The 23,579-nt window shown below is 64.6% G+C and carries 29 protein-coding genes and 1 tRNA gene; 17 read left to right on the forward strand and 13 right to left on the reverse strand.

The genetic code is table 11. From position 1 onward, the window contains the following. The 8 genes from cbiE to AC1D2G_RS30650 all read left to right on the forward strand — a co-directional run bounded on the left by cbiE (nucleotide 1) and on the right by AC1D2G_RS30650 (nucleotide 6,746). Entirely contained in the window at nucleotides 1–1,242 is a 1,242-nt protein-coding gene (gene cbiE, locus AC1D2G_RS30615; protein WP_477418752.1) for a precorrin-6y C5,15-methyltransferase (decarboxylating) subunit CbiE, read from the forward strand. Next, complete coding sequence (locus AC1D2G_RS30620) at nucleotides 1,239–1,625, forward strand: cobalamin biosynthesis protein (protein WP_477418754.1); 387 nt, start codon at nucleotides 1,239–1,241, stop codon at nucleotides 1,623–1,625. The genes cbiE and AC1D2G_RS30620 overlap by 4 nt, the downstream gene beginning before the upstream one ends. Next, nucleotides 1,622–2,386, forward strand: coding sequence for a precorrin-4 C(11)-methyltransferase (gene cobM, locus AC1D2G_RS30625; protein ID WP_477418756.1), 765 nt, complete (start codon nucleotides 1,622–1,624; stop codon nucleotides 2,384–2,386). The genes AC1D2G_RS30620 and cobM overlap by 4 nt, the downstream gene beginning before the upstream one ends. Further along, nucleotides 2,383–3,201 (forward strand): uroporphyrinogen-III C-methyltransferase, encoded by an 819-nt coding sequence (gene cobA / locus AC1D2G_RS30630; RefSeq protein WP_477418758.1) that lies wholly within the window; start codon nucleotides 2,383–2,385, stop codon nucleotides 3,199–3,201. The genes cobM and cobA overlap by 4 nt, the downstream gene beginning before the upstream one ends. Continuing rightward, nucleotides 3,198–4,511 (forward strand): cobyrinate a,c-diamide synthase, encoded by a 1,314-nt coding sequence (locus AC1D2G_RS30635; RefSeq protein WP_477418760.1) that lies wholly within the window; start codon nucleotides 3,198–3,200, stop codon nucleotides 4,509–4,511. Before cobA ends, AC1D2G_RS30635 begins: the two co-directional genes overlap by 4 nt. A gap of 3 nt (nucleotides 4,512–4,514) precedes the next feature. Then, nucleotides 4,515–5,333: an adenosylcobinamide-GDP ribazoletransferase gene (locus tag AC1D2G_RS30640; protein ID WP_477418762.1), complete on the forward strand. Its 819-nt coding sequence runs from the start codon at nucleotides 4,515–4,517 to the stop codon at nucleotides 5,331–5,333. A gap of 40 nt (nucleotides 5,334–5,373) precedes the next feature. Further along, nucleotides 5,374–6,384: a nicotinate-nucleotide--dimethylbenzimidazole phosphoribosyltransferase gene (gene cobT / locus AC1D2G_RS30645; RefSeq protein WP_477418764.1), complete on the forward strand. Its 1,011-nt coding sequence runs from the start codon at nucleotides 5,374–5,376 to the stop codon at nucleotides 6,382–6,384. Between the two features lie 92 nt (nucleotides 6,385–6,476). Further along, on the forward strand, nucleotides 6,477–6,746 hold the full coding sequence (locus AC1D2G_RS30650) for a hypothetical protein (protein WP_477418766.1): 270 nt from the start codon (nucleotides 6,477–6,479) through the stop codon (nucleotides 6,744–6,746). A 147-nt stretch (nucleotides 6,747–6,893) separates the two neighbouring features. On the opposite strand, the gene AC1D2G_RS30655 is transcribed toward AC1D2G_RS30650, so the two are convergent. After that, nucleotides 6,894–6,969 (reverse strand) — tRNA-Lys (locus AC1D2G_RS30655). A gap of 209 nt (nucleotides 6,970–7,178) precedes the next feature. After that, nucleotides 7,179–8,087 carry a PhzF family phenazine biosynthesis protein gene (locus AC1D2G_RS30660; RefSeq protein WP_477418768.1) on the reverse strand — a complete coding sequence of 303 codons (909 nt, stop codon included), beginning with the start codon at nucleotides 8,085–8,087 and terminating at the stop codon, nucleotides 7,179–7,181. Between the two features lie 101 nt (nucleotides 8,088–8,188). Here AC1D2G_RS30660 and AC1D2G_RS30665 point away from each other — a divergent pair, with 101 nt between their 5' ends. From AC1D2G_RS30665 to AC1D2G_RS30675, 3 genes are read left to right on the forward strand one after another with little or no spacing between them, the layout of a single operon-like run. Further along, the gene (locus tag AC1D2G_RS30665) at nucleotides 8,189–9,481 is read left to right on the forward strand and encodes an efflux RND transporter periplasmic adaptor subunit (RefSeq protein WP_457150235.1); all 1,293 of its coding nucleotides are present in this window, start codon (nucleotides 8,189–8,191) and stop codon (nucleotides 9,479–9,481) included. Between the two features lie 4 nt (nucleotides 9,482–9,485). Continuing rightward, complete coding sequence (locus AC1D2G_RS30670) at nucleotides 9,486–10,193, forward strand: ABC transporter ATP-binding protein (protein WP_477418770.1); 708 nt, start codon at nucleotides 9,486–9,488, stop codon at nucleotides 10,191–10,193. A 2-nt stretch (nucleotides 10,194–10,195) separates the two neighbouring features. After that, the gene (locus AC1D2G_RS30675; protein WP_457150237.1) at nucleotides 10,196–11,413 is read left to right on the forward strand and encodes an ABC transporter permease; all 1,218 of its coding nucleotides are present in this window, start codon (nucleotides 10,196–10,198) and stop codon (nucleotides 11,411–11,413) included. Nucleotides 11,414–11,499: 86 nt separating this feature from the next. On the opposite strand, the gene AC1D2G_RS30680 is transcribed toward AC1D2G_RS30675, so the two are convergent. Together AC1D2G_RS30680 and AC1D2G_RS30685 are read right to left on the reverse strand one after the other, a co-directional pair. Further along, complete coding sequence (locus tag AC1D2G_RS30680) at nucleotides 11,500–12,015, reverse strand: SRPBCC family protein (protein WP_457150238.1); 516 nt, start codon at nucleotides 12,013–12,015, stop codon at nucleotides 11,500–11,502. Continuing rightward, nucleotides 11,993–12,358 carry an ArsR/SmtB family transcription factor gene (locus AC1D2G_RS30685; RefSeq protein WP_457150239.1) on the reverse strand — a complete coding sequence of 122 codons (366 nt, stop codon included), beginning with the start codon at nucleotides 12,356–12,358 and terminating at the stop codon, nucleotides 11,993–11,995. The genes AC1D2G_RS30680 and AC1D2G_RS30685 overlap by 23 nt, the downstream gene beginning before the upstream one ends. A gap of 167 nt (nucleotides 12,359–12,525) precedes the next feature. On the opposite strand from AC1D2G_RS30685, the gene AC1D2G_RS30690 reads away from it, so the two are divergent. Beyond that, the gene (locus AC1D2G_RS30690) at nucleotides 12,526–12,768 is read left to right on the forward strand and encodes a hypothetical protein (protein WP_457150240.1); all 243 of its coding nucleotides are present in this window, start codon (nucleotides 12,526–12,528) and stop codon (nucleotides 12,766–12,768) included. On the opposite strand, the gene AC1D2G_RS30695 is transcribed toward AC1D2G_RS30690, so the two are convergent. After that, the gene (locus AC1D2G_RS30695) at nucleotides 12,765–13,481 is read right to left on the reverse strand and encodes a hypothetical protein (RefSeq protein ID WP_457150241.1); all 717 of its coding nucleotides are present in this window, start codon (nucleotides 13,479–13,481) and stop codon (nucleotides 12,765–12,767) included. The genes AC1D2G_RS30690 and AC1D2G_RS30695 overlap by 4 nt on opposite strands. A 7-nt stretch (nucleotides 13,482–13,488) precedes the next feature. Beyond that, complete coding sequence (locus AC1D2G_RS30700) at nucleotides 13,489–14,601, reverse strand: endonuclease/exonuclease/phosphatase family protein (protein ID WP_457150242.1); 1,113 nt, start codon at nucleotides 14,599–14,601, stop codon at nucleotides 13,489–13,491. A gap of 186 nt (nucleotides 14,602–14,787) precedes the next feature. On the opposite strand from AC1D2G_RS30700, the gene AC1D2G_RS30705 reads away from it, so the two are divergent. Then, a complete protein-coding gene (locus tag AC1D2G_RS30705; RefSeq protein WP_457150243.1) occupies nucleotides 14,788–15,345 on the forward strand; it encodes a BA14K family protein in 558 nt (185 codons plus the stop codon). Between the two features lie 197 nt (nucleotides 15,346–15,542). Here AC1D2G_RS30705 and ilvC read toward each other — a convergent pair whose 3' ends face one another. Together ilvC and AC1D2G_RS30715 are read right to left on the reverse strand one after the other, a co-directional pair. Continuing rightward, complete coding sequence (ilvC, locus tag AC1D2G_RS30710; protein ID WP_095087167.1) at nucleotides 15,543–16,562, reverse strand: ketol-acid reductoisomerase; 1,020 nt, start codon at nucleotides 16,560–16,562, stop codon at nucleotides 15,543–15,545. A 24-nt stretch (nucleotides 16,563–16,586) separates the two neighbouring features. Continuing rightward, nucleotides 16,587–17,240 (reverse strand): TetR/AcrR family transcriptional regulator, encoded by a 654-nt coding sequence (locus AC1D2G_RS30715; RefSeq protein WP_477418773.1) that lies wholly within the window; start codon nucleotides 17,238–17,240, stop codon nucleotides 16,587–16,589. Nucleotides 17,241–17,412: 172 nt separating this feature from the next. Between AC1D2G_RS30715 and AC1D2G_RS30720 the strand changes: the two genes are divergently transcribed. Beyond that, entirely contained in the window at nucleotides 17,413–17,847 is a 435-nt protein-coding gene (locus AC1D2G_RS30720) for an anthrone oxygenase family protein (protein WP_477418775.1), read from the forward strand. 14 nt (nucleotides 17,848–17,861) lie between these two features. Here the strand turns inward: AC1D2G_RS30720 and AC1D2G_RS30725 are convergent, their stop codons facing one another. Continuing rightward, the gene (locus AC1D2G_RS30725; protein ID WP_477418777.1) at nucleotides 17,862–18,320 is read right to left on the reverse strand and encodes a MarR family winged helix-turn-helix transcriptional regulator; all 459 of its coding nucleotides are present in this window, start codon (nucleotides 18,318–18,320) and stop codon (nucleotides 17,862–17,864) included. Between the two features lie 96 nt (nucleotides 18,321–18,416). On the opposite strand from AC1D2G_RS30725, the gene AC1D2G_RS30730 reads away from it, so the two are divergent. Next, the gene (locus AC1D2G_RS30730; RefSeq protein WP_477418779.1) at nucleotides 18,417–18,722 is read left to right on the forward strand and encodes a Rieske (2Fe-2S) protein; all 306 of its coding nucleotides are present in this window, start codon (nucleotides 18,417–18,419) and stop codon (nucleotides 18,720–18,722) included. Between the two features lies 1 nt (nucleotide 18,723). Continuing rightward, entirely contained in the window at nucleotides 18,724–19,437 is a 714-nt protein-coding gene (locus tag AC1D2G_RS30735) for a glutathione S-transferase family protein (protein ID WP_477418781.1), read from the forward strand. Here AC1D2G_RS30735 and AC1D2G_RS30740 read toward each other — a convergent pair. Further along, the gene (locus AC1D2G_RS30740) at nucleotides 19,400–20,665 is read right to left on the reverse strand and encodes an FAD-dependent oxidoreductase (RefSeq protein ID WP_477418783.1); all 1,266 of its coding nucleotides are present in this window, start codon (nucleotides 20,663–20,665) and stop codon (nucleotides 19,400–19,402) included. The two genes, AC1D2G_RS30735 and AC1D2G_RS30740, sit on opposite strands and share 38 nt — an antisense overlap. A gap of 62 nt (nucleotides 20,666–20,727) precedes the next feature. Further along, entirely contained in the window at nucleotides 20,728–21,138 is a 411-nt protein-coding gene (locus AC1D2G_RS30745) for a winged helix-turn-helix transcriptional regulator (RefSeq protein ID WP_457150249.1), read from the reverse strand. Between the two features lie 134 nt (nucleotides 21,139–21,272). Between AC1D2G_RS30745 and AC1D2G_RS30750 the strand changes: the two genes are divergently transcribed. Beyond that, nucleotides 21,273–22,163: an SDR family oxidoreductase gene (locus tag AC1D2G_RS30750; RefSeq protein WP_477418785.1), complete on the forward strand. Its 891-nt coding sequence runs from the start codon at nucleotides 21,273–21,275 to the stop codon at nucleotides 22,161–22,163. Nucleotides 22,164–22,206: 43 nt separating this feature from the next. Here AC1D2G_RS30750 and AC1D2G_RS30755 read toward each other — a convergent pair whose 3' ends face one another. Then, nucleotides 22,207–23,247 carry an SDR family oxidoreductase gene (locus tag AC1D2G_RS30755; protein ID WP_477418786.1) on the reverse strand — a complete coding sequence of 347 codons (1,041 nt, stop codon included), beginning with the start codon at nucleotides 23,245–23,247 and terminating at the stop codon, nucleotides 22,207–22,209. Nucleotides 23,248–23,282: 35 nt separating this feature from the next. Further along, the coding region (locus AC1D2G_RS30760) for a KUP/HAK/KT family potassium transporter (RefSeq protein WP_457150252.1) at nucleotides 23,283–23,579 on the reverse strand (297 nt) is incomplete at its 5' end.

The raw sequence follows: 23,579 nt of genomic DNA on the forward strand, positions 1-23,579 counted from the left end.
ATGCCTGCTGAGGGTCCGCGCGGCGCCAAGCTCAACTCAAGATGGCTTACAGTCGTCGGCATCGGCGAGGACGGTTTAGCGGGTCTCGGCGACGAGGCCAAGCGGCTGATCGCCAAGGCGGAGATCATCTTCGGTGGGAAGCGGCACCTCGCCCTTGTCGCCTCCTTCGCCAAGGGCGAGGCGCGCCCATGGCCGGTTCCTTTCGATGCCGAGATGGCTGATGTGCTTGCGCTTGCCGGCAGAAACGTCTGTGTGCTCGCCTCCGGCGATCCGTTCTTCCATGGGGTTGGCGCCACTCTCGCCCGCAAGGTGAAGGCGCGGGAGATGCATGTCATCCCGGCACCATCGGCCGTTTCGCTGGCAGCGGCCCGCCTTGGCTGGCCGCTGCCGGATATCGAGACCGTGTCGCTGCATGGCCGGCCGCTCGACCTGATCCGGCCGCTGCTGCAGCCGAACGCGCGCATCTTGGCGCTGACGTCGGACGCCGCAGCGCCTGCTGCAATCGCGCGCCTGCTGACCGAACTCGACTTCGGCGCATCGCGGCTGACCGTTCTTGAGGCCTTGGGCGGACCAAAGGAGATATCGCGCTCGGCCCGCGCCGATGCCTTTGACCTCGAAAACATCAATCCGCTCAATGTTTTGGCGATCGACGTTGAATCGGGTCCTGATGCGCGCGTCCTGCCGCTCACGGTTGGCCTTGCCGATCATCTGTTCGACCATGACGGCCAGATCACCAAGCGCGAAATCCGCGCTATCACCCTGTCGGCGCTGGCGCCACGTCGCGGCGAGTTGCTGTGGGACATCGGCGCCGGCTCCGGTTCCATCGGCATCGAATGGATGCTCGCCCATCCCTCGATGCGCGCCATCGCCATCGAGGCGGACCCGATCCGCGCCGCCCGCATTGGCCGCAACGCCGCCGCCTGTGGCGTTCCCGGCCTGATCGTGGTGGAGGGCAGTGCACCCAAGGCGCTTGCCAGGCTGGATACACCGGACGCGATTTTCATCGGCGGCGGCGGCAGCGATACCGGCGTGTTGAACGCTGCCATCAAGGCCCTGCGCGCCGGCGGCCGTCTCGTCGCCAACGCGGTGACGCTGGAGATGGAAACCCTGCTTCTCGCCCGTCACGTCTCGCTTGGCGGCGACCTTACCCGCATAAACATATCCCGCGCATCGCCGGTCGGCTCGATGCAGGCCTGGCGGCCGGCCATGCCGGTCACCCAGTGGAGCTGGGTGAAGCCATGATGGTCGCGGGCATCGGCAGCCGAAAAGGCGTGAGCGTCGAGGACGTGCTCGCGGCGATTGAAACCGCGCTGGAGACGCACGGGCTGACGATGACGGCGTTGTCCGCCTTGGCGACCGCTCCCCTGAAGCAGGACGAGAAGGCTGTTTTCGCCGCTGGACATCAGCTCAATCTTCCGGTCATCGTCGCCGATGCGGCCGCGATCGAGGCCGCCTCGTCGGCCACGCTCAGCCATTCCGTTCTCTCGCAGGATCTGGCTGGCACGCCATCGGTTTCCGAAGCATCCGCGCTTGCCGTCGCCGGCAAGGGCGCAAGGCTGCTCGGAGCCCGTACAGTGCTTGGCCCGGTCACCTGCGCCATCGCCATCAGCGGAGATGCGCTATGACCGTGCATTTCATCGGCGCCGGTCCAGGCGCGGCCGATCTCATCACGCTGCGCGGCGCCAGGCTGCTGGCAAGCTGCCCGGTCTGCCTGCATGCCGGTTCGATCGTCGCGCCCGAATTGCTGCAACACTGTGCGCCGGGGACAAAACTGATCGACACCGCGCCGATGTCGCTCGACGAGATCGAGGCCGCGTATCTGGAGGCCCACAAGGCCGGCCATGATGTTGCCCGTCTGCATTCCGGCGACCTGTCGGTGTGGAGCGCGGTCGCCGAGCAGATCCGGCGGCTGGAAAAGCACGGCATTCCCTACACGCTGACGCCGGGCGTCCCCTCCTTCGCCGCCGCGGCCTCAGCACTTCGCCGAGAATTGACGATTCCCGAAGTCGCGCAAAGCCTGGTGCTGACCCGCATCTCCGGCCGCGCCTCAAAGATGCCGCCCGGTGAAACGCTGGCCGGTTTCGGCCGCACCGGCGCCACGCTCGCCATTCACCTTGCCATCCACGCCATCGACCGCGTCGTCGCCGAGTTGACGCCGTACTATGGTGGGGATTGCCCGGTGGCGATCGTCTTCCGCGCCTCCTGGCCGGACGAGCGCGTGCTGACTGGCACGCTGGAAACAATCGAGGCACAACTCGCTGCCGATCCGATGGAGCGCACGGCGATCATCTTCGTCGGCCGTTCGCTGGCGGCGGAGGGCTTTGGCGAGAGTTCATTGTACGACGCCCATTACCAGCGGCGTTTTCGCGGACGGGACGGATTGTGAGCGGCAGCACCAGGAACAAGGGCGAGAACGCCACGCTCGAGCAGGCGTTGTCCCGGCTGAATTTCAAGCCGCGCCGGCTGGAGCCCGGCCATGTCTGGCTGGCCGGGGCCGGCCCGGGCGACCCCGGCTGCCTGACCCTGGAAGTGCTGGCGGCCTTGGCCGAGGCGGATGCACTGGTCTACGACGCGCTGGTCTCCTCCGATGTCGTCGCCGTTGCCGCAAACGCCGAGCTTTTCTTCGCCGGCAAGCGCGGCGGGAAACCGTCGATGAAGCAGGACGACATCACCGCCCTGCTGGTCCGGCTGGCGCGCGAAGGTCGCCGCGTCGTCAGGCTGAAGGGCGGCGATCCCTATATTTTCGGTCGCGGCGGTGAAGAAGCCTTGGCGCTGGCGCGGGAACATATCCCGTTCCGCGTGCTGCCCGGCCTGACATCGGGGCTGAGCGCGCTGGCCGCGACCGGCATCCCCGCCACCATGCGCGGCATCAACAAGGCGGTGATCCTGGCCACCGGCCATGCCGCCGGTTCCGATGACGATATCGACTGGGGCGCAATCGCCCGCACCGGCCAGCCGGTCGTGGTCTATATGGGCATGGCCAATCTGCCCCTCATCGCCGCGGCACTGCTCGACGGCGGGCTGGCACCGTCGACACCGGCGGCAGTGATTGTTGCCGCGACGACGCCACAGGAACAGATCGTCGTCGCCACGCTCGCTACAATTGCCGAGGAGGTAGCCGCCGCCGGGCTGACCTCGCCGGCGCTGATCGTCGTCGGCGGCATCGTTGCCATGCGCGCGGCACTGGCGGGCAACCCGTGAGCGCCCGCGCCATCATCATCGGCGCGCCGCGTTCCGGCTCGGGCAAGACCAGCGTCACCATCGGCATCCTGCGCGCGCTGACCCGGCGGGGCTTGAAAGTACGCGGCGCCAAGTCAGGCCCCGACTATATCGATCCCGGCTTCCACACCGCCGCCACTGGGCTGTCCGGCGTCAATCTCGACAGCTGGGCGATGCCGCCATCGCTGCTCAACGCGCTCGCCGCGCAAGCGGCTGACGATACCGACTTCGTCATCCTCGAAAGCGCCATGGGACTGTTCGACGGCATTCCGGCGGCTCCTGGCCGCACCGGCTCCGCAGCCGACCTCGCCCGCCTCTATGGCCTGCCGGTGCTGCTGGTCCTCGACGTTTCCGGCCAGTCGACCACGGCGGCCGCCGTCGCCAAGGGGTTTGCCACTTACGATCCCGATGTGCGCATGGCCGGCATCGTGCTCAACCGGCTGGGCAGCGAGCGCCACCGGCGTCTCTCCGGCGACGCCATCGAGGCGATCGGCCTGCCCGTTGTCGGCGCCATCCTGCGTGATCCCACACTGAACCTGCCCGAGCGCCATCTCGGCCTCGTCCAGGCCGGCGAATATGACGACCTGATGGCGCATCTCGACCGGCTGGCCGACATGGCGGAAAAGTCGCTTGATCTCGATGCCATCATGGCCTTGGCGACACCCCTCACCCCAGCGCCCGGCGGCTTTGACGACGCGCTTTCGCCGCCCGGCCAGCGCATTGCACTGGCTGAAGATGCCGCTTTCACCTTCCTCTATCCGCATGTGGCGACCTATTGGCGCAAGGCCGGCGCAGAGATCGTCCCGTTCTCGCCGCTCGCCGACGACGGACCCGACGAAGGCTGCGATGTCTGCTGGCTGCCCGGCGGCTATCCCGAACTCCATGCCGGTAAGCTCGCCGCAGCGACAAATTTCCGCGCCGGAATGACGAGATTCGCCGCGACGAAGCCCATCCATGGCGAGTGCGGCGGCTTCATGGTGCTGGGCGAAGCCCTGGAAGACGCGTCGGGCGAAACGCACGGAATGCTCGGCCTGCTCGGCCATTCCACCAGCTTCGCCAAACGCAAGATGAACCTCGGTTACCGCGAGGCGCGGCTGCGCGCTGGTTGTCCGTTGGGCGCGCAAGGCGCAGTGATCCGCGGCCACGAATTCCACTACGCGCAGATGATCGCGACCGGCAATGACGAGCCGCTGGCCGACCTCGCCGACGGCCAGGGCAACCCGATCGGCGCCTCGGGTTACCGGCGCGGCCATGTCAGCGGCACCTTCTTCCACGCCATTGCGAGGGGCTAGAGCATGATCCCGAAAAATGGCAGTCGGTTTTGGGAAGAAATCCGGCTCAAATTCCAGAACTTCGGCCGTTCGCCCCGGCAAATCCCCAGCGATATCGCGCTTTGCCTGGTCTTCTTCACCCGGCTGCCGCTGCCCGTCTTCGACTTTCGCGGTCGCAGCCTTGCCGCCGCGATCTGGGCCGCCCCGGTCGCCGGCCTTGTCGTCGGCCTGATCGGCGCCATCGTCTTTGCCACGGCGGAACGGTTTGGCCTCGCCATGGGCCCGGCGGCGGCCCTTGCCCTTGTCGCAACCCTGTTCACCACTGGCTGCCTGCATGAGGATGGGCTCTCCGATGTCGCCGACGGCTTTGGTGGCGGCAAATCGCGCGGCCGCAAACTCGACATCATGCGCGACAGCCGCATCGGCGCCTATGGTGCCGCAGCGCTCGCTCTGTCGCTGCTGATCCGCTGGAGCGCGCTGCAGGAATTCGTCGAACCCACGCAGGCCCTCTTCGCGCTCGTGGCCGCACATGCCGCCTCGCGCGGCGTGCTGGGCGTCTTCATGCACCTTTTGCCCCCGGCCCGATCCGATGGTCTCTCGGCCGATTCCGGCACGGTTTCGTTTGAAACCGCCATCGCCGGTGCCGTGCTCGGCGCGGTACCTTTGCTGTTGCTCGGGCTCGGCGGCGCCATTGTCGCGCTTATCCTGCTCGGCCTGCTGTTTGCCGCCTTCCGCGCCCTTTGCCTCAACCAGATCGACGGCCAGACCGGCGACACGATCGGCGCCTTGCAGCAGCTGAGTGAAATCGCCGTGCTGCTCGTCGCTTCCGTTGCTCTTTCCTGATTCCCCCTTGGCCTGATTCGCTCTCGGAGACTTTGCCCCCATGTCCTTCAAATCACTCGATGAACTGCGCGCCGCCTGCGTCGATCTACCCGCCGGAAGCGATGCCGCCGCAAATGCGGTCGCCCGCCGCCAGGACACGCTGACCAAGCCGCAAGGCAGCCTCGGCCGGCTCGAGACCATCGCCTCGTGGCTGGCACGCTGGCAAGGCCGCGATATGCCAAAACTCGACCGGGTGAAGGTCTTTGTCTTCGCCGGCAACCACGGTGTCACCGCGCAAGGGGTGTCGGCCTATCCTTCGGAAGTCACGGTGCAGATGGTGGCGAATTTCGCCGGTGGCGGTGCCGCCATCAACCAGCTGGCCCGCATCGCCGGCGCCGAACTCGACGTCATTCCGCTCGATCTCGACCATCCCACCGGCGACTTCACGCAAGGGCCGGCGATGGATGAGAAGGCGTTTCTCGCCGCCGTGTCGGCAGGCTACGACGCCGTCACGAAAGACCTCGACCTTGTCTGCTTCGGCGAAATGGGCATCGGCAACACCACGCCGGCCGCCGCTATTTCGGCAGCGCTGTTCGGCCGCGGTGCGGAAAAATGGACAGGCCGCGGCACCGGCGTCGACGACGCTGGCCTCAAGCGCAAGGTGGTCGCCATCGAGGCCGGCCTGAAGCGCCATGCCGCCGCCCTTTCCGATCCGCTGGGGGTTGCCGCTGCACTCGGCGGGCGCGAACTCGCCGCCATCTTCGGCGCCACGCTCGCCGCCCGCCATTTGGGCATACCCGTGCTGCTCGACGGCTTCGTCTGCACCGCCGCCGCCGCCCCGCTGGCAAGATTGCACCCGACCGGTCTCGCCCATACGATCGCTGCACACGTCTCGGCCGAATCGGGTCATCGCGGCCTGCTCGAAGCGCTCGGCCTGCCGCCGCTGCTCGATCTCGGCATGCGGCTCGGCGAAGGGTCTGGCGCCTGCCTCGCCGTCAACATCGTCCGCTCGGCACTGGAGTGCCACACCCGCATGGCAAGTTTTGCCGAGGCTGGAGTATCGGAGAAGTAAACGCCGACTTCCCGTATAGATCGGACAAGCCACAGGCATCACAKCAAGGGCGGTATCTTTCAATTGTAGCGATTCTCGAATAGGTCTGGTGGATGAAAAAGCTTCATCCTGCTGCCGCTGCTGTGACTATCGCCGTGCTGCTTGCAGTTGTGCTTCGGCGTAATGGATATTCAAGTTACGGCCCGATCGACACCGCGATTCTGGCGATTTTTCTGGTTTTCTTCTGGTGGCTCATCAGTGATTTTTCAGGCGGCAAGGCCAGCATTGATGCCAATGGCCATCAAAGTGCGGACAACGGCATCGCATTTCGGCTCGGCAGGTTTCTGAACCGCATTTTTCGGCGCGGCAATGGCAGCCTTTGATGCCCCGTTGAGGGTGCCGCCGGTCAAATCGCCATGAAGGCCAGGTTCACAACCAGTCTTGGGAAGACCGCACCATAACCGGCGCATGCCCGAGACGCGTCAACGCGTCTCGCTTTCAGGTCTTTTCCACCAAGTCTTTGAAGAATTTGGTGGGTGCGCACAGGATTGAACTGTGGACCCGCTGATTAAGAGTCAGCTGCTCTACCAACTGAGCTACGCACCCACTCGGCCGGCGAAAACCGGCGTTGGCGGGCATATAGCCGCCACCATCGGTCCTGTCCAGCCCTGCCGGAATCATTTCCCGACAAATCGCCTGGAGCTTGATCCCGAAAAGTGGAATCCGGTTTTCGGAAGAGATCATGCTCATACAAAAAGACCGAGCCCCATCCCGATTTTATCGGGATGGAACAGGCTCGAAGTGCCCGTCTGCGGTTAGACGAACAGTCTGCCTTCCGCCACCTTGACCGCGTTGCCGCCGATGCGTGCCGAGGCCAGTTTTCCGCCTTGCACGGTCAGTTCGAGGCGGATGCGCGACGGCCGGTGCATCTCCAGCCCCTGCTCGATCCACAGTTGCGAAACACCGTCGGTCGGCGCGTCGAAATGCATGATCGCGCCGGCGAAGGCGGCCGCCGCCGAGCCGGTCGCCGGATCCTCATAGGACGGCGTGCCCGGCACGATCATGCGGACATGGAACGCGCTTTCGTGGTTCACCGTCTCGCGGCAATAGGCATAGGGACTGGCGAAGGCCCACTCGCTCTTACGCGGTGCCAGTTCCGACCACGCCTGGTTGTCCAGCCGGATTCGGCTCGATGCCTCGAGATTGGCGACCGGGATGGTGACATAGGGCACACCCGCCGACCAGAACGAGACGCGGTGATTCTCGAAGCCGATCTCATGCGGCGCCAGCCCAAGGGCCGCACCGATCGCCTCCGGATCGGCTTCGAGCCCCAGCGGCTCCGGCAGCTTCGCCAGGTCGAATTCGGCGAAGGTGTCGCCATCATGCTTGCTGACGGCGCAACGCACGGGACCGATGTTCTCTTCCAGCACGAAGATGCCAGCGCCGCCATCTCCCGCCAGTTCGGCCAGCGCGATCGCCGAACCCACTGTCGGATGGCCGGCGAACGGCATTTCATAGTCGGGGGTGAAGATCCGGATGCGGTTTTTGTGCTTGGGATTGTCCGGCGGCAGCACGAAGACCGTTTCGGACAGGTTGAACTCGCGCGCGATGGCCTGCATCGCGGCCGTGTCCAGACCTTTGCAATCCAACACCACGGCCAGCGGGTTGCCGGCCAGTCGCTCGGTCGTAAACACGTCGTAAAGTAAGTAATTCCGGGTTTGCATGCCTGCCTCAATCCCAACATGGGCGAAATTTAATTTGATATTTGAACCAGTAACCCTGATCTGTGCACAGATAGGGACATTGCGCATCATAGGGGTCCAACGTGGACCAGATTGTCAATCTGCCAAAGACGGAATCGGATTCCGCCATCGAGACGGCGCTCGGGCTCGACAGGCAAGGTCTGCGCAAGACGCGTCGGCGTGGCTGGCTCTATGCGCTGCTGACACTGATCGTGCTTGCTGCGGGGCTTGGCCTTTATCAGTGGTATGCCGGCTCGCCGGCCAAGATCGACTACACCACCGTGCCGGCCGCCAAGGCCGATCTCACCGTCGCGGTGTCGGCGACCGGCACGCTGCAGCCGCTCACCCAGGTAGACATTTCCAGCCAGTTGTCCGGCATCATCCGTTCGGTGTCCGTCGAGGAAAACCAGCAGGTCAAGAAGGGCGATGTGCTGGCCGCCCTCGACACCGCCAAGCTGCAGGTCCAGATCGAGCGGGCGCAGGCGTCCGCCAAGGGTGCGGCCGCCAATGTCGAGGACGCCACGGTGACGCTCGCCGAGAATGAGAAGGCGCTTGTCCGCGCGGCCTCGCTGACCAATCGTGGCATGGCGACCGACCAGTCGCTCGAGGCGGCGACCGCGACGCGCGACCGCTCCAAGGCGGCGCTCGACAGCGCTGAGGCCAATCTCGCCATCGCCAATGCCGATCTGAAATCACAGCAGACTGACCTCGCCAACAGCACTATCTATGCGCCGATCGACGGCATCGTGCTGACGCGCTCGGTCGACCCCGGCCAGACGGTCGCCTCCTCGCTGCAGGCGCCGGTGCTGTTCATCATCGCCGCCGATCTCAGAAACATGGAGCTGGTGGCGGCGGTCGACGAGGCCGACATCGGCGCGGTCAAGACCGGCCAGCATGCCCGTTTCACCGTCGATGCCTTCCCGGACCGGCCGTTCGACGCCGAGATACGCGACATTTCCTATGCCTCGGTCACCACCGACGGCGTCGTCACCTACAATGCGCGGCTTGAGGTCGACAACAACGAGCTGTTGCTGCGGCCCGGCATGACCGCAACCGTTTCGGTCGTCACACGGCAGGCCAAGGACGTGCTCACCGTACCCGCCACCGCCTTCCGTTATCGCCCAGCCCAGCAGGCGGCCCGTGGCTGGAGCCTCACGGACCTGTTCACCGGCCGCATGGGTCGCCCCGGCGGCAACCGCCAGCGCCAGGCCGCGACGACGCCCACCGACGGCTCGCGCACGCTCTATGTGCTGGAGAATGGGCGGCCGCATCCGGTCAACGTCAAGATCGGCTCAACCGATGGCGAGCTGACCGAGATCACCTCGGGCCTGAAGGAAGGCGCTGAGGTCATCACCGCATCGCAGCAGCGGAGCTGAGGCCGTGGCTGCCGGTGCTGCCCTCATCACCTTCGACAAGGTCTGGAAGACCTACGGCCAGGGCGAAGCCAAGGTCCATGCGCTGGCCGGCGTCGATCTTGCCATCCGGCGCGGCGAATTCGTCGCCATCATGGGCCCATCCGGCTCCGGCAAGTCGACGGCGATGAACATCATCGGCTGCCTAGACACGCCGACGGCCGGCACCTATTCCTTCATGGGCATCGACGCCGGCCGGCTCGACCGCAACCGCCGCGCCATGCTGCGCAACCTCTATGTCGGCTTCGTCTTCCAGGGCTACAATCTCTTGGCCCGCACCACGGCAGCTGAAAATGTCGAACTACCGCTGATCTATCGCGGCGTTGCCGCTCACGAGCGCCGCGATCTTGCCATGCAGGCGCTGTCCCAGGTCGGCCTTGTCGGCCGCGAGCACCACACGCCTGCCGAACTGTCCGGCGGCCAGCAGCAGCGCGTGGCGATCGCGCGCGCCATCGTCACAAGGCCGACGCTGCTCGTCGCCGACGAGCCGACCGGCAATCTCGACACCGCGCGCACGCACGAGATCATGGAGTTGCTGACGCAGCTCAACACCGAACTTGGCCTGACCATCGCCATGGTCACGCATGAGGCCGACGTCGCCGGCTATGCCGAGCGCACCATTCACTTCCTCGACGGCCACGTCGCTTCCGATTCCATGAAGCTGGAGACGGCGTAACCATGATCTGGGAAACTGTCCGCCTCTCCTTGCGCTCGATCCGCCGCAACGTGCTGCGTTCGTTCCTGACATTGCTCGGCATCGTCATTGGCGTTGCCGCCGTCATTGCCATGCTCACCATCGGCTCCGGCACCACGCAAAAGGTCAAGGCCGACATCTCCAAGCTCGGCAGCAACCTGCTGGTCGTCCGCTCCGGCCGCCCGGCCGGGCCAGGCGGTCCGGGCGGGCTCGACCAGGTGGTCCGTCCGCTGGCCGAAAAGGACCTCGCGGCACTGGTCGCGCATCTAACCGGCGCGCGCGCCATTTCGCCGGCCTCGCAAAAGCAGGTCCGCGTCATCTTCGGCACCGAAAGCCTGACCTCGGGCGTCACCGGCACCGACAGCGCATATCTCGATGCGCGCGACTGGAAGCTGGTTTCCGGCCGTCCGTTCAGCGATTCCGAAACCCGCTCCGGCACCGGCGTCTGCCTGATCGGCGAGACGGTGCGCCAGCAATTCTTCGGCGCCGGTGACCCGGAAGGTGAGTTCATCCGCGTCAACCGCACCTCCTGCAAGATCATCGGGCTGCTCGAGCCCAAGGGCTATACCGGCTTCGGCCAGGACCAGGACAATGTGGTGCTGATGCCGCTGCATGCCTATCAGCGCCGCATCGCCGGCAACCGCGACATCGACAACATCTACATCGCCGCCGACGACACGACGCCGACCAGCGAGTTGCAGCCGCGCGTCGAGGACATTTTGCGCGATATCAGGCGTGTCACCCCCGACCGCGAGAGCGATTTCGCCATCCGCGACATGACCCAGATCGCCGACGCCATGGCCAGCGCCACCACCACCATGACCGGCATGCTGGGCGCGGTTGCCGGCGTCAGCCTGCTGGTCGGCGGCATCGGCATCATGAACATCATGCTGGTCTCGGTCACCGAGCGGACGCGCGAGATCGGCATCCGGCTCGCCATCGGCGCCCATGAAAAGCACATCCTCATCCAGTTCCTGGTCGAGGCGACGGTGCTGTCGCTGCTCGGCGGCATCATCGGCATCCTGATCGGCCTGGCGCTGGCCGGCCTCGCCTCGGTGGCGCTGACCATTCCCTTCGCGCCAAGCCCGGCGGTCATCCTGCTCGCCGTCGGTTTTTCGGCGCTGATCGGCATGGTGTTCGGCTTCTTTCCGGCGCTGCGCGGCGCCAGGCTCGATCCGATCGACGCGCTGCGGCACGAGTAGGCCCAGGCCAGCTCCCCACGGCGATCTCGCCGGGGGGCTGTTCCGTGTCGTGAATTCCCATGCGACCGACCGCGAGATCAAGGGCCTCATGACCCTCCCAAGTTCGCGCCCAGGGTGACGAGGAGCTCGTCCAGTTGCTCGAACTGCTCGCCCATCGCATCCGCCGCCCCGGTCCCGGCAGCGTCGAGAGCTTCCTTCGAGGGATAGAGTTCGTGCAGGACCAGCAGCGTCTTGCCACCCTTTTCCTCGAAGGTCACCGTGGTGACGGGTCCAACGTCACCACCTTCGTCATTGGTCCAGACGAGGCGCGAGTGCGGTGTCACTTCGATATACCTGCCGAAGAACTCGTCAGAGTTTGAGGCATCGTGGCCGAACACCAGACGGTAGGTGCCACCGGTACGAACATCCATCTCACAGGAACGCAGGAACATGCCCATCGACTTCGGCGCCCACCACTGCTTGAACAGTTCGGGCTTGGTCCACGCCTCGAACACGATGCGCGCCGGGCCGTTGACGGTTCGCGTAACGACCAGCTCTCGGTCGGACTTCCGTTCGACCGTCGTGCGGTTGTTCATGGGCTCACTCTCGCTTTTTTTGTCCATCGACTTTCTCCTTCCGTTTCAATTCCTCGACAACCTTGTCCAATTCGTCGAAGCGTGCGTCCCAGAGCTGGCGGTACCTCTCGATCCATGCCGCCTCTTCCTCCAGTCGGCGCAGGCCGAGCTTGCAGGTCCGCACGCGCCCGACCTTCTCGGTGATGACGAGCCCCGCCTGCTCCAAGACGCCGACATGCTTCTTCATGCCCGTGAGGGTCATGTGAAACTTCTCGGCAAGCTCCGTGATCGAAGCATCGGAACGTCCGAGCTGCTCCAGAACGCCGCGTCGGGTGGTGTCCGAGAGCGCGGCGAACGAGGCATCAAGATGGGGGCGAAAATAGTGAACCATGTGGTTCAGTATTTAGCAGACGCATTGGCGACATGCAACAGGGGACCCGGCACGCTGCGTGCTCGCCGCCATCGCTTCCAAATCGACCTCATTTCGATGCAGATTCGATCGACTCGGCGATCTCCAGGCCCTAAGGCAAGATATCTCTGGTCGGGGGCGAACAGCACATGAGCAAGAAGGCACGACTGATCCTGGCGATGGTCGTCATCGAAGCAGTCCTTGCAGGCATCTGGTGGTATCTCGCCCGCTTCGGCATGGCCGATCCCGATCGGGTTACCGCCGATTTCCAGACAGTGGTCGGACAGACCATGGGAATGGCGATGGGCGGCTTGCTGGGTCTTGGCTTTATCTTGTTCTTCGTCGCCGCCCGCAACGATCGCAAGGCGGCGCAGGACAAGACGCTTCGCTAGTCCACGCCCGCAAAATGCCACTCGACCAGCGGCTTCATATGCGCCGCCAATCCGTCCGGCAGGTCGGCGGCGTGGCGGATGATGACCGGCCCATCGATTTCCGGCTCGGTCTCGGTGGCGACGAAGGCTGAGATTCGCCGGGCAATTTCGTCGGCCGGAGCAGTCTCGCGATAGCGGCGGAAGATCACCGTACCGCTGGCCGTCGACAGGACGTGGTAGCGCTTGCCGCGTGACGCGTCCGACAGATCGAGACCGGTCTCCTCGCGCACCTCGCGGATCATGTTGAAATCGACGTCGACCTGGCCGTCGCGAAAGTCGATGGGCTCGAACGAGCCGGCGGCGAAATAGACGCGCCCGGCATTGACCGTGTGCGAGCCCATGCGGATCGCCACCAGCGCATTGTCGCCGGCCACCAGCACGGCATGGGCATAGGCATGTTCGGCGCCCGAATTCTCACGCCGCTTACGCCAAAGCATGAAGGTGGAGTAGTTGACCGCATGGCAGCGGCCGACAAGACGGTTGTCGCGATAGGTGAGTTGCGACAGCAGCACCACCGTGCCGTCGAACAGCGCCGGCTTGGCTGCCAGCTCGCGCTGCCAGTTCTCGACGATAGCCTCCGCATTGTCCAGTGCGAACGGGTGCGGGCTGGGATCGAGCCGGACGTCGACGGCATCGACCGGCAGGATGACATTGCGCGGCAGGTCGAAACTCATCGGCGTATCAGGTCATGTCCAAGGTGATCGCCACGGGACAATGATCGGATGCCTTCGGCCTGTCCCAGCCGGCGCGCGGAAACCGGTCGACCTCCTGGCCGGGCGGGAAAATCGTGCGCCAGGGCTGGCCGTTCCGGATGATGTCTGGAACGGCCGTCGCGTTGCTGGCGGCGAGCCCTTTCGACAACAGGATGTAGTCGAGCTGGCACAGATGCCGTTCTTCCGGTCCGCGCGTGTGGTAGAAACTCCAGCGGTTCATCTCCGGCCGCCGCTCGACGACGTTTTCGCAGAAGCCGCCTGCTGTCAGCACGTTGATGCAGGACTGGTTCTCGTTGACCACCTCGAAGCGGTGGCCGTCGATCGCGTCGCCGGCGATCTTCACGCGTTGCCGGTAATCATTCATGTCGCCGCAGATCGCCCAGCGCTTGTCGGCGGCGTGGTCCTTGCCGAAGCGCTCCTCGATGATCCGGCGCACGGCTTGAGCCTCGGCGATGCGCACCGGCATTGTCGCTTCGCGTCCGTCGAGCCCGTTGCGGGGTGAGCCCATCGACTTGAAGTGCACCAGATAAAGCGTCAGCGGCACGCCGCCCACGGTCACGTCGACTTCCAGGCAGTCGCGCCGGAAGATGCGCTCATTGGCCTGGTTGCCGAGTGCCTCGAGCTCCGGCGTGTGCAGCCCGAACTGTTCGTAGGTGACGTAGGCGTGGCTGGTCATGCGCACGAATTCGATCAACTGGCCCTGCGCGGTCTCGTTGCGCATCATCACGGCAACGTCGATGCCGCGCGAATCATTACCCGAAGTGGTGTATTTCTGCCGGTAGCCCTGCCCCACCATCTTGAACAGATAGCCATATTCGAAGGCCTTCAGTGCCTCGATATTGTCGACCTCCTGCATGCAGATGATGTCGGCGCGGGTGGCCGCGATCGCCAGCGCCGTCAGCTGGCGCGTATCGTCGGACTGGGCGATGGCGCGCGCCTGCTCCAGCATCTTGTATTCCGCCTCGCTCTGGATATCGAACAGCGCCAGCGTGCGATCCTCGTTGAGCTGGTTGCGATAGCCGGAAAAATCGAACCTGTTCATCAGGTTCTCGACATTGAAGGTGGCGAGGCGCAGCGACATGTCATGACCTTTGCCTGCAAGCGCGGCGGAAAACAAGGTCGCAGGACCACCAGCGGAGATCGATCGGTCCTGATGCGTCTCGCGCCATGGTTGACGGAACCTTTCCGTTCATCCGCCGTTCAGATGCAAACATCCACAATAGGCCCCCTAAAATAGGCGTGGGGCCTGTATCTCTTGGAGAGTGCAATGAACTCGCTCTTTTCTTCCACGGTCAAATCCGGGCTGATAGCCCTCGGTATCCTGTCCGGCGTCACGGCGCCGTCCGCCGCAGGGCCGATGATGCAGCCTGACGTGTCGATCCCCGCCAGCACTGCGGCGCCGATGGTGGTTCGCGAAGGCTGGGCGGGCGGCAACAATGGCGGCAATTGGAGATGGCGCCGGTCGGGCAATTGGAATGGCGGAAACGGACACTGGAACGGTGGCCACGGACACTGGAATGGCGGCGGCGGAAACTGGAACAATGGAGACAATTGGCGTTGGCGCCATGGTCGCCATCATTATCACGGCGGCGGCTACTACGATGACGGCGCGGCTGCCCTTCTAGGCCTTGGCCTTGGGCTCGGCATTGGCAGCATGTACAACAACTACAATTACTACGACGCGCCACCGCGCCGCTACTACCGCACGCGGGTTTCGAGCGCCCATGTCCAATGGTGCTATAACCGCTACCGGTCGTATCGCGCCTGGGACAACACGTTCCAGCCCTATGGCGGTCCGCGTCAGCAGTGCTACTCGCCCTATTGACGAGCTAGTCTGTAGCGGAGCCCTGACATGACAAACGGCGCCATGTGGCGCCGTTTTTCATTTTCAGCTCTTCGAACCCAAGGACTTCGAGCGCAAGGTTCAGTTCTTGGCCTTGTCGACCAGCTTGTTCTTGGAAATCCCCGCGTGCCCGCAGGGCGAAGCCCGAGGACACGCAAAGGCAAGAACGTGGATTTAACTTAGTTCTTGGCCTTGTCGACCAGCTTGTTCTTGGAAATCCACGGCATCATCGCGCGCAGCTTGGCGCCGACTTCCTCGATCTGGTGGCTGTCATTGTTGCGGCGGATGCCCTTGAAGCGCGACATGCCGGCGCGATATTCCTGCATCCATTCCGAGGTGAACTTGCCGGTCTGGATGTCCTTCAGGACGCGCTTCATCTCGGCCTTGGTCTCGGCGGTGATGATGCGCGGGCCCGAGACATATTCGCCCCATTCGGCGGTGTTCGAGATCGAATAGTTCATGTTGGCGATACCGCCCTCATAGATCAGGTCGACGATCAGCTTGACCTCGTGCAAGCACTCGAAATAGGCCATTTCCGGCGCGTAGCCGGCTTCCACCAGCGTCTCGAAGCCGGCGCGGATCAGCTCGACCAGGCCGCCGCACAGCACGACCTGCTCGCCGAACAAGTCGGTCTCGCACTCCTCGCGGAAATTGGTCTCGATGATGCCCGAACGGCCGCCGCCGACGCCGCAGGCATAGGACAGCGCCAGGTCAAGCGCATTGCCCGAGGCGTCCTGGTTGACGGCGACCAGGCACGGCACGCCGCCGCCCTTCTGGTATTCGCCGCGCACCGTGTGGCCAGGGCCCTTCGGCGCGATCATGACGACGTCGACCGAGGCCTTCGGCTCGATCAGGCCGAAATGCACATTGAGGCCGTGCGCGAAGGCGATCGCAGCGCCGTCACGAATGTTCGGCGCGATCTCGTTGCGATAGATGTCGGCCTGCAGCTCGTCAGGCGTCGCCATCATCATCAGGTCGGCCCATTTGGCGGCGTCCGCCACGCTCATCACCTTGAGACCGTCGGCCTCGACCTTCTTGGCGGTCGCCGAGCCGGCCTTGAGGCCGATGGCGATGTCCTTGGCGCCCGAATCCTTGAGGTTGAGCGCGTGCGCCCTGCCCTGGCTGCCATAGCCGATGATAGCAACCTTCTTGCCCTTGATCAGATTGAGATCGGCATCGCGATCGTAATAGACACGCATTTTGTCTTCCTTCCCGGTTATGAATCAGAGGCCTTGCGGCCGGTTGTTGCTCTTGAAAAGAGCGAGAAACTGCTGCGTCGCCCGCGCGGCATCGCCGCCGATCGCCGCCTCAGTCAATTCCAGCCGGTCGCCGAGCAGCAGACGGATCTGCACGTCGCGGGCGACCAGCCCGAAAAAGGTTCGGAACGCCGTCTCGGCATCCGCAAAGTCGAGCAGTCCAGCCTGTCGTCCGGCCTCAAGCAGCGGCTTCAGCCGCTTGGCCAAAGCGAAGCGGCCATTCTCCAGCACCACGGCGCCAAGGTTATCCTTGCCGGAACCAGCATGACTGACCGCGACGCGGTTGAGCGCGATCGAGGTGTCGCTCGAAATGACCTTCAGCCAGTCGGAAGCGAAGCGTTCGAGGCTTGCGGTCAGCGACACAAGATCGAGCCCCTTGCCATCGACTTGCGCCACCCGCACCTTGGACGCCTGCCACTGCACCGTCGCCGTCAGCAGCCCGTCACGGTCGCCGAACCATTTGTAGAGCGTTTCCTTGGAGCAGCTTGCCCGGCGCGCCACGGCGGTCATGGTCAGCTGATCACCCTCCTCGACCAGCAGCCGCAACGCTGCGTCGAGCACGGCTTTTTGCCGCTCCGTCAGCGCTTCGCCGGTGTCGATCTCGGGCACGATGTCCAACACGCTCTTCTCTCGGCAGGCAAGGCCGGTCTCGGCAGGCAAGGCCGGCCGGTTATTTCCGGCAATCCGTACCGTACGTTACGGTTCGCCACTTCTATGGCGTATTGTCCCGATCCATGCAAGTCCTATTTCTATCCACATGGCGTCGTGCCGGACGCCTGCGCGGGGAACGAAGATGCTGATCGGATTGTTGGCCTTGACGGTTGCCGCCGTATTCTCTGGCGCCGCGATCTACGTCAGTGTCGCCGAGCAACCGGCGCGGCTTCTTCTCGACGACAAGGCGCTGTTGCAGGAATGGCAACCTTCCTACAAGCGTGGCGCCGCCATGCAGGCGTCGATTGCCATTGTTGCTTGCGTTCTGGGTCTCATTGCCTGGTGGCAGACTGGCGGTTTCGCCTTTCTGGTCGGCGCGGTGCTGATCATCCTGCCCTGGCCGTGGACGCTGATCGCCATGATGCCGACCAACAGGGTGCTGGAGGCGATGGACGCAGGCGCCGGCAATCCGCAAGCCCGGTCCCTGATCGTCAAGTGGGGCGATCTGCACCGGGTTCGCGTGGCCCTTGGCGTGCTGGCGACACTGGCCTTTCTCTGGGGCAGTCATTCGGCCTGACCGGCGCTAAAACGTCAGTCCACAACGGGCGGATGGCGCAATCGACCCAGGAGTGCCGACACCATGTTCAGCTCATCCGCGGAGAGTTTGGCGCCGACCAGTTCGCTGATCGACCGCCCATAGACAGCCCACATCTGGCGACGCATCTCGCGGCCCCTGGCCGTGATACGGATGGTCTGGCCGCGGCCGTCATCGGCCACCGGCAGTTTCTCGACCACCCCGTCTGCCTCGAGCCGGGCCAGCAGCCGCGAGACGTTGTATTGCGCAAACAAAGTGCGCTCGATCAGTTGAAACGGCCGCAAGCCGCCCTCACCCGCCTCGGCGAGTTCGTGCAGCACGTCGTACCAGGCAAGTGGTGGCAGGCCGCCTTCCTTCAGCGCGTCTTCAGCACTTTCCATGAGCTGGCGCGAAACGCGCATCAGGCGGGCCCAGGCCGTGATGGCTTCGGGCGAAGGCATGGCTTTCTCAGTCATGGCCCACCATAGGCGATAGATGCAATTGCATCAAGCTTGACAGTCAATGCAGGTGCATCTATATAGATGCAATTGCATCAATGTTGAGGACGCGTCATGAAACACGAAATCTGCAAGGTCGCCGACATTCCTCAGACGGGCAGCCTGATCGCCCCGTTCTTCGGCCGCGAGGTCCATGTCTACCGCAGCGGCGAGCGCATCCGCGCCGCCGCCAATGTCTGTCTGCACTTCGGTGGGCCGCTCGACTGCAAGGACGGCAGGTTGGTCTGCCAATGGCATGGCGCCTCGTTCGACATGGCCAGCGGCGACCGCGTCGATGGTCCGGCGCCAAAGGATTCCCGCCTGATGTTCCTGTCGACGCGCATTGAGGACGGCGCGTTGAACTATGTCTGGGGAGAGTGAAATGACCGACAATCTCATTCTCGTCAGCCATCCTCTCTGCCCCTATGTGCAGCGCGCGGCGATTTCACTGGCCGAAAAGGGCGTGCCGTTCGAGCGCGTCGATATCGACCTCGCCAACAAGCCGGCCTGGTTCAGAGCGATCTCGCCGCTCGGCAAGGTGCCGCTGCTGCGCGTGCAGCGAAATGGCGAGGAAACGGTGGTCTTCGAATCCGCAGTCATTCTCGAATTCCTCGAAGAGACACAAGCCAATCCCCTCCACCCCGCCGACCCCTACGCCCGCGCCCGGCATCGTGCCTGGATCGAGTTCGGCTCGGCAATCCTCAACGCCATCGGCCGGTTCTATTCGGCCACGACGGAGGCCGGCTTCCTCGCCGAAACCAGCGCGCTGTCGGCGATGTTCGATCGTCTCGAAGCCGAGCTGGCGGACACCGAACGGAACGGACCATGGTTCGCCGGCGAACACTTCTCGCTTGTCGACGCCGTCCACGGCCCTGTTTTCAGATATCTCGACGTGTTCGACCGGATCGGCGATTTCGGCATTCTGGACGGCAAGCCGTTCGTCCGGGCCTGGCGTCAGGCGTTGAGGGAGCGTCCGTCGATCAGGCAGGCCGTCGCGCCGGACTACCCGCAGCGCCTGCATACCTTTCTGCGGGCGAAGAAGTCGCAACTCACGACGATTATTCAGCGGAACGATCTGGCCATCGCGCTTCCTTGAGCCCGATACACCTGAACGGATCAACCACCGTGCCGGCCACCATCGAGGCAAGGAACTGTGGCGCCGGCGGGACTCTTGCCACCGTCGCCACCAGCCTGTCGCGGATGAAGGGCAGCGCCATGGAGTCCGACTGGTAGAAGGGCGTGAACGCCAGCGACAGCGCCTGGAAGACACGCACGTGCCACCGCCGTGCCATCGCATAGGCTTGAAGTGCCGCCTCGACGTTTGGCGTCCGCGCCAACGCATGGCTGAGCGCCGCCGCGTCGAGCAGCGCCATGTTCGCCCCTTGCCCCAGCTGCGGACTGGTCGAATGCGCCGCGTCGCCGATGACGGCCAGCCGCCTCCCGACCGGCCACTTCATCGTGTGGTGGCCGTAGCGCGCCAGCGAGAGTTGGTCGAAATCCTCGATCTGGCTGGTGTATGCCTCGCTCTCGGGCCACAGCCGAACCACCCTCTCCTTCCAGGCGTCGAGGCCCCGGGTGCGCACCTCATCGGCGTCCGCCGGCTTCAGGCTCCAGAAGAAGGCCGCCATGCTTTCGGCGCCCGGCCCCGGCCGGCCTATCGGCAGCACCCCGATCATCACGTTGGCCTTGTCATAGCGCTGCAGCAGCGCGTGCTCGTCGAAACCTTCGTCGCGCCAGCGCAGCGAGGCCCAGAACGCACCGTAGGTGAGTGGGCGTGGCGCGCCTGCATTGCCCGTGCACTGCCGCAGCTTCGAGCGTGAGCCGCTGGCGTCGACGACGAAGTCGAACGGCCCTTCCCTGCGGCCGTTGCCACAGACCAGCGTTGCCCGTTCGCCGGTCTCCAGAGTCTCGATCTCGACACCTGTCTCGATGGCGATCGCTTCGCGCTGCACAGCACGAAAGAGCACGCCGAACAGAGCCGCCCGATGCACCGCCAGCCCGAAGCGGTGGCCGCGCTGGGCATCATAGCGGACGTCGAGAACAGTGCGGCCTGTCGTGGCATCCGCGCCATGCAGCCGGTCGATGCGGCTGCCCAGCGCCAGTATCTCGTCCAGTAGGCGGAGATCAGCCAACACCGTCAGCCCGGTCGGCTGCAGGATCAGCCCGGAACCGACCGGCTTCGGCTCCTCGAAGCGCTCGAAGATGGTGACCTTGTGCCCGGCGCGCTTGAGATAGAGCGCCACGGCGAGCCCCGCCGGGCCGGCCCCGGCAATCGCGATATCGTAGGAAATGCCAATGCCCCCAACGCCGAACTCGCCGGACAATCCTTCAGCGGGCGGACTAAATCAAGCCGCGGCCCTTGGCTTTGTCCGCTTCGCGGGCCGGCTCACCCTTGGGCCGCATCAAAACCGGCCCGCGCGTTGCGCACCGCGTCGTGGTTGAGCTCGGCCCACAGGATCAGCTGGTGCAAGGCGCCGAACATCGACCGTCCAAGGTCGGTAAGGCTGTATTCAACGCTCGGCGGTTTGGTCGGGAACACTTCGCGATGCACATAGCCGTCGCGCTGCAGATCGTAGAGCGTCTGGGTGAGCATGCGCTGTGAAATGTCGGGCACCAGCCGACGCAGCTCGCCGAAGCGATAGGGCTGCTCGGCCAGTGCCGCCATCAACAGTGAGCTCCATTTGCCGTTCAGCCCCTGGATCACGTCGCGAACCGGGCAATCGGCGATGTTGCCGCCATCGCTCAAGGATTTGTAGATCTCGAGCTTGGATCTGAGATTGACGATGGTGCTGTCCACGGCTGGTTCCCTAGCTGTGCCTACCTCCCGAAAAACTGCCTTCTTTACGGCCACGGGTCAATTCCTATTTTAGTGCTGGTCTCTTTTTGAGACCACCTTTAGTCCCTCCTCTCCGACCCATGCCAGGATCTCCAATGAGCAAAACCCTCCTCGTCACCGGCGCTTCAGGCCAACTCGGCCGCAGCGTCATCAACCACCTGCTGGACACATTCAACGTCCCGGCGGCGCAGATCATCGCCACGACGCGCACGCCGGCCAACCTTGCCGACCTGGCGGCGCGCGGCGTTGTCGTCAGGGCCGCCGACTTCAACGATCCGGCATCGCTTGCCAAGGCCTTCGCGGGCGCCGGCCGGGCGCTCATCATCTCGACCAACGAACTTGAGGTGCAGGGAAAGCGCCGTGAGCAGCAGCTCGCGGCCGTGACCGCGGCCAGCAAGGCCGGCGTCGCCCACCTGCTCTACACCTCGATGCCTAACCCCGAGCCGGGTTCACCGGTCCATTTCGCGCCCGACCACTACGACACCGAGCAAGCGATCAAGGCGAGCGGCATTCCCTATACGATCTTCCGCAATGGCTGGTATGACGAGAACCTGTTCATGGCAACGCCGCAAATCCTGGCGTCGGGCCAATGGTACACGTCGGCGGGCGATGGCCGCATTTCCTATGGCGCGCGCGACGATCTCGCGGCGGCGATCGCCGCGGGGCTCGCCTCCGGCACCAACGAGAGCGCGACCTACACGCTGACAGGACCCCAGGCCTATACGACCGCCGAGGTCGCGGCCCTCGTCACCGAAGTCACCGGCAAGCCCATCCAGGTCGTGCAGCTTTCCGACGACGCCCTGACCGAGGGCATGAAGGCAGCCGGCCTGCCTGAGCCCTTCGCCAAGCTTCTGGTGTCCTTCGACGCCACCACGCGGGGCGGCGGTCTTGGCATGGTGACGGACGCCGTGGAAAAGCTCTCCGGCCGCAAGTCGGTGTCGCTGAAGCAGTTCCTCGAGACCAACAAGGCTGCCTTGGCGGGCTGACGGTCGGTGAGTGGTCCCGGAAGCCGAACCCCGGCTTCCGGCGCTACTTCGCCTTTTTGAGCAGACCGAGCCGGATGAGGCTTTCGCCGGTGGCAACCAGCGCGTCCTCGCGTGATCGCGGCGCCCAGCTTAGCAGGCGCACGGCCCTCGCTTTGGTCGCATTCTTGACCTTGCCCAGTTCCGGCACCAACTGGGCGACTTCCGGGTTGAACAGGCCCACGATGCGCACCAGCCAATCGGGTAGTTCCCGCGTCGAGACGCGCGCCCCGGCATCGCCCAGCCGCGTTTTCAAAGTCTGCGCGATCTCCCGCACGGTCATGAAATCGCCGGCAACCGCCAGGAATCGTTTGCCCCTGGCGGCAGGATTGGTCATGGCACGCACATGCAGGTCCGCCACGTCGCGCACGTCGACAACGCCGAAAGACAGGCGCGGCAGCCCCGGCATGGCACCGTTCAACATACGCTGGACAAATTCTGTGGAGGTCGAATGGTCCGGGCCGAGCACCGGCCCGAAGATACCGACCGGATTGACGACCGCGAGTTCCAGTTTGCCACCCTCCGCGGCAATGAAATCCCAGGCGGCGCGTTCGGCGAGCGTCTTCGATTTCACATAGGCGCTGACCTTGGCCGCCGGATCGGTCCAGCTCTCCTCGGTGAACGGCTGCCCGCCGGGCGGCAGCTTGCCATAACCGATTGCCGCGAAGGACGAGGTCAGCACGACGCGCTTCACGTTCGCATCTCGCGCCGCGCGCAACACCCTGAGTGCACCCTCACGGGCCGGGACGATGAGGTCGTCTTCATGTTTCGGCACGCCGGGCGGAAATGGCGAGGCGACATGAAGCACATAATCGCAACCGGCCACAGCATCCGGCCAGCCGGCATCGGCCATCAGATCGGCGACGGCAAACGAGAGCGCCGCCCCAGGCTCGGTGCCGCCTGCCTTGAGCATGGCCAGAACATCGGCTTCGCGTTTGGCCGAGCGCACGGTCGTGCGCACGCGGTAGCCGGCGTTCAGCAGTTCGAGAATACAATGCGCGCCGAGGAAGCCGGAGCCACCGGTAACAAGCACCAATTCGCCGCTCATTCCCGTCTCCTCAACCGTTCATCGGCAAGGGCCCGTCAGATCGCCACCTGCGTACCGATCTCTACCACACGGCCGGTCGGGATCTGGAAATATTCGGTCGCGTCGGCCGCCGTACGCGCCAGGCCGATGAACAACCGATCCTGCCAAACCGGCATGCCGGAATTGGGCGAGGCCTTGAGCGAACGTCGCGACAGGAAGAACGAGGTCGTCATGATGTCGAACTTCCAGCCCTGCTTGCGGCAGATCGCCAGCGCGCGCGGGATGTTGGGCTGCTCCATGTAGCCGAAGGTCAGCGTCACCCGCATGAACAGCTCGTTGACCGTCTCCATCTT

The organism is Mesorhizobium sp. P2_C7, from assembly GCF_056404515.1.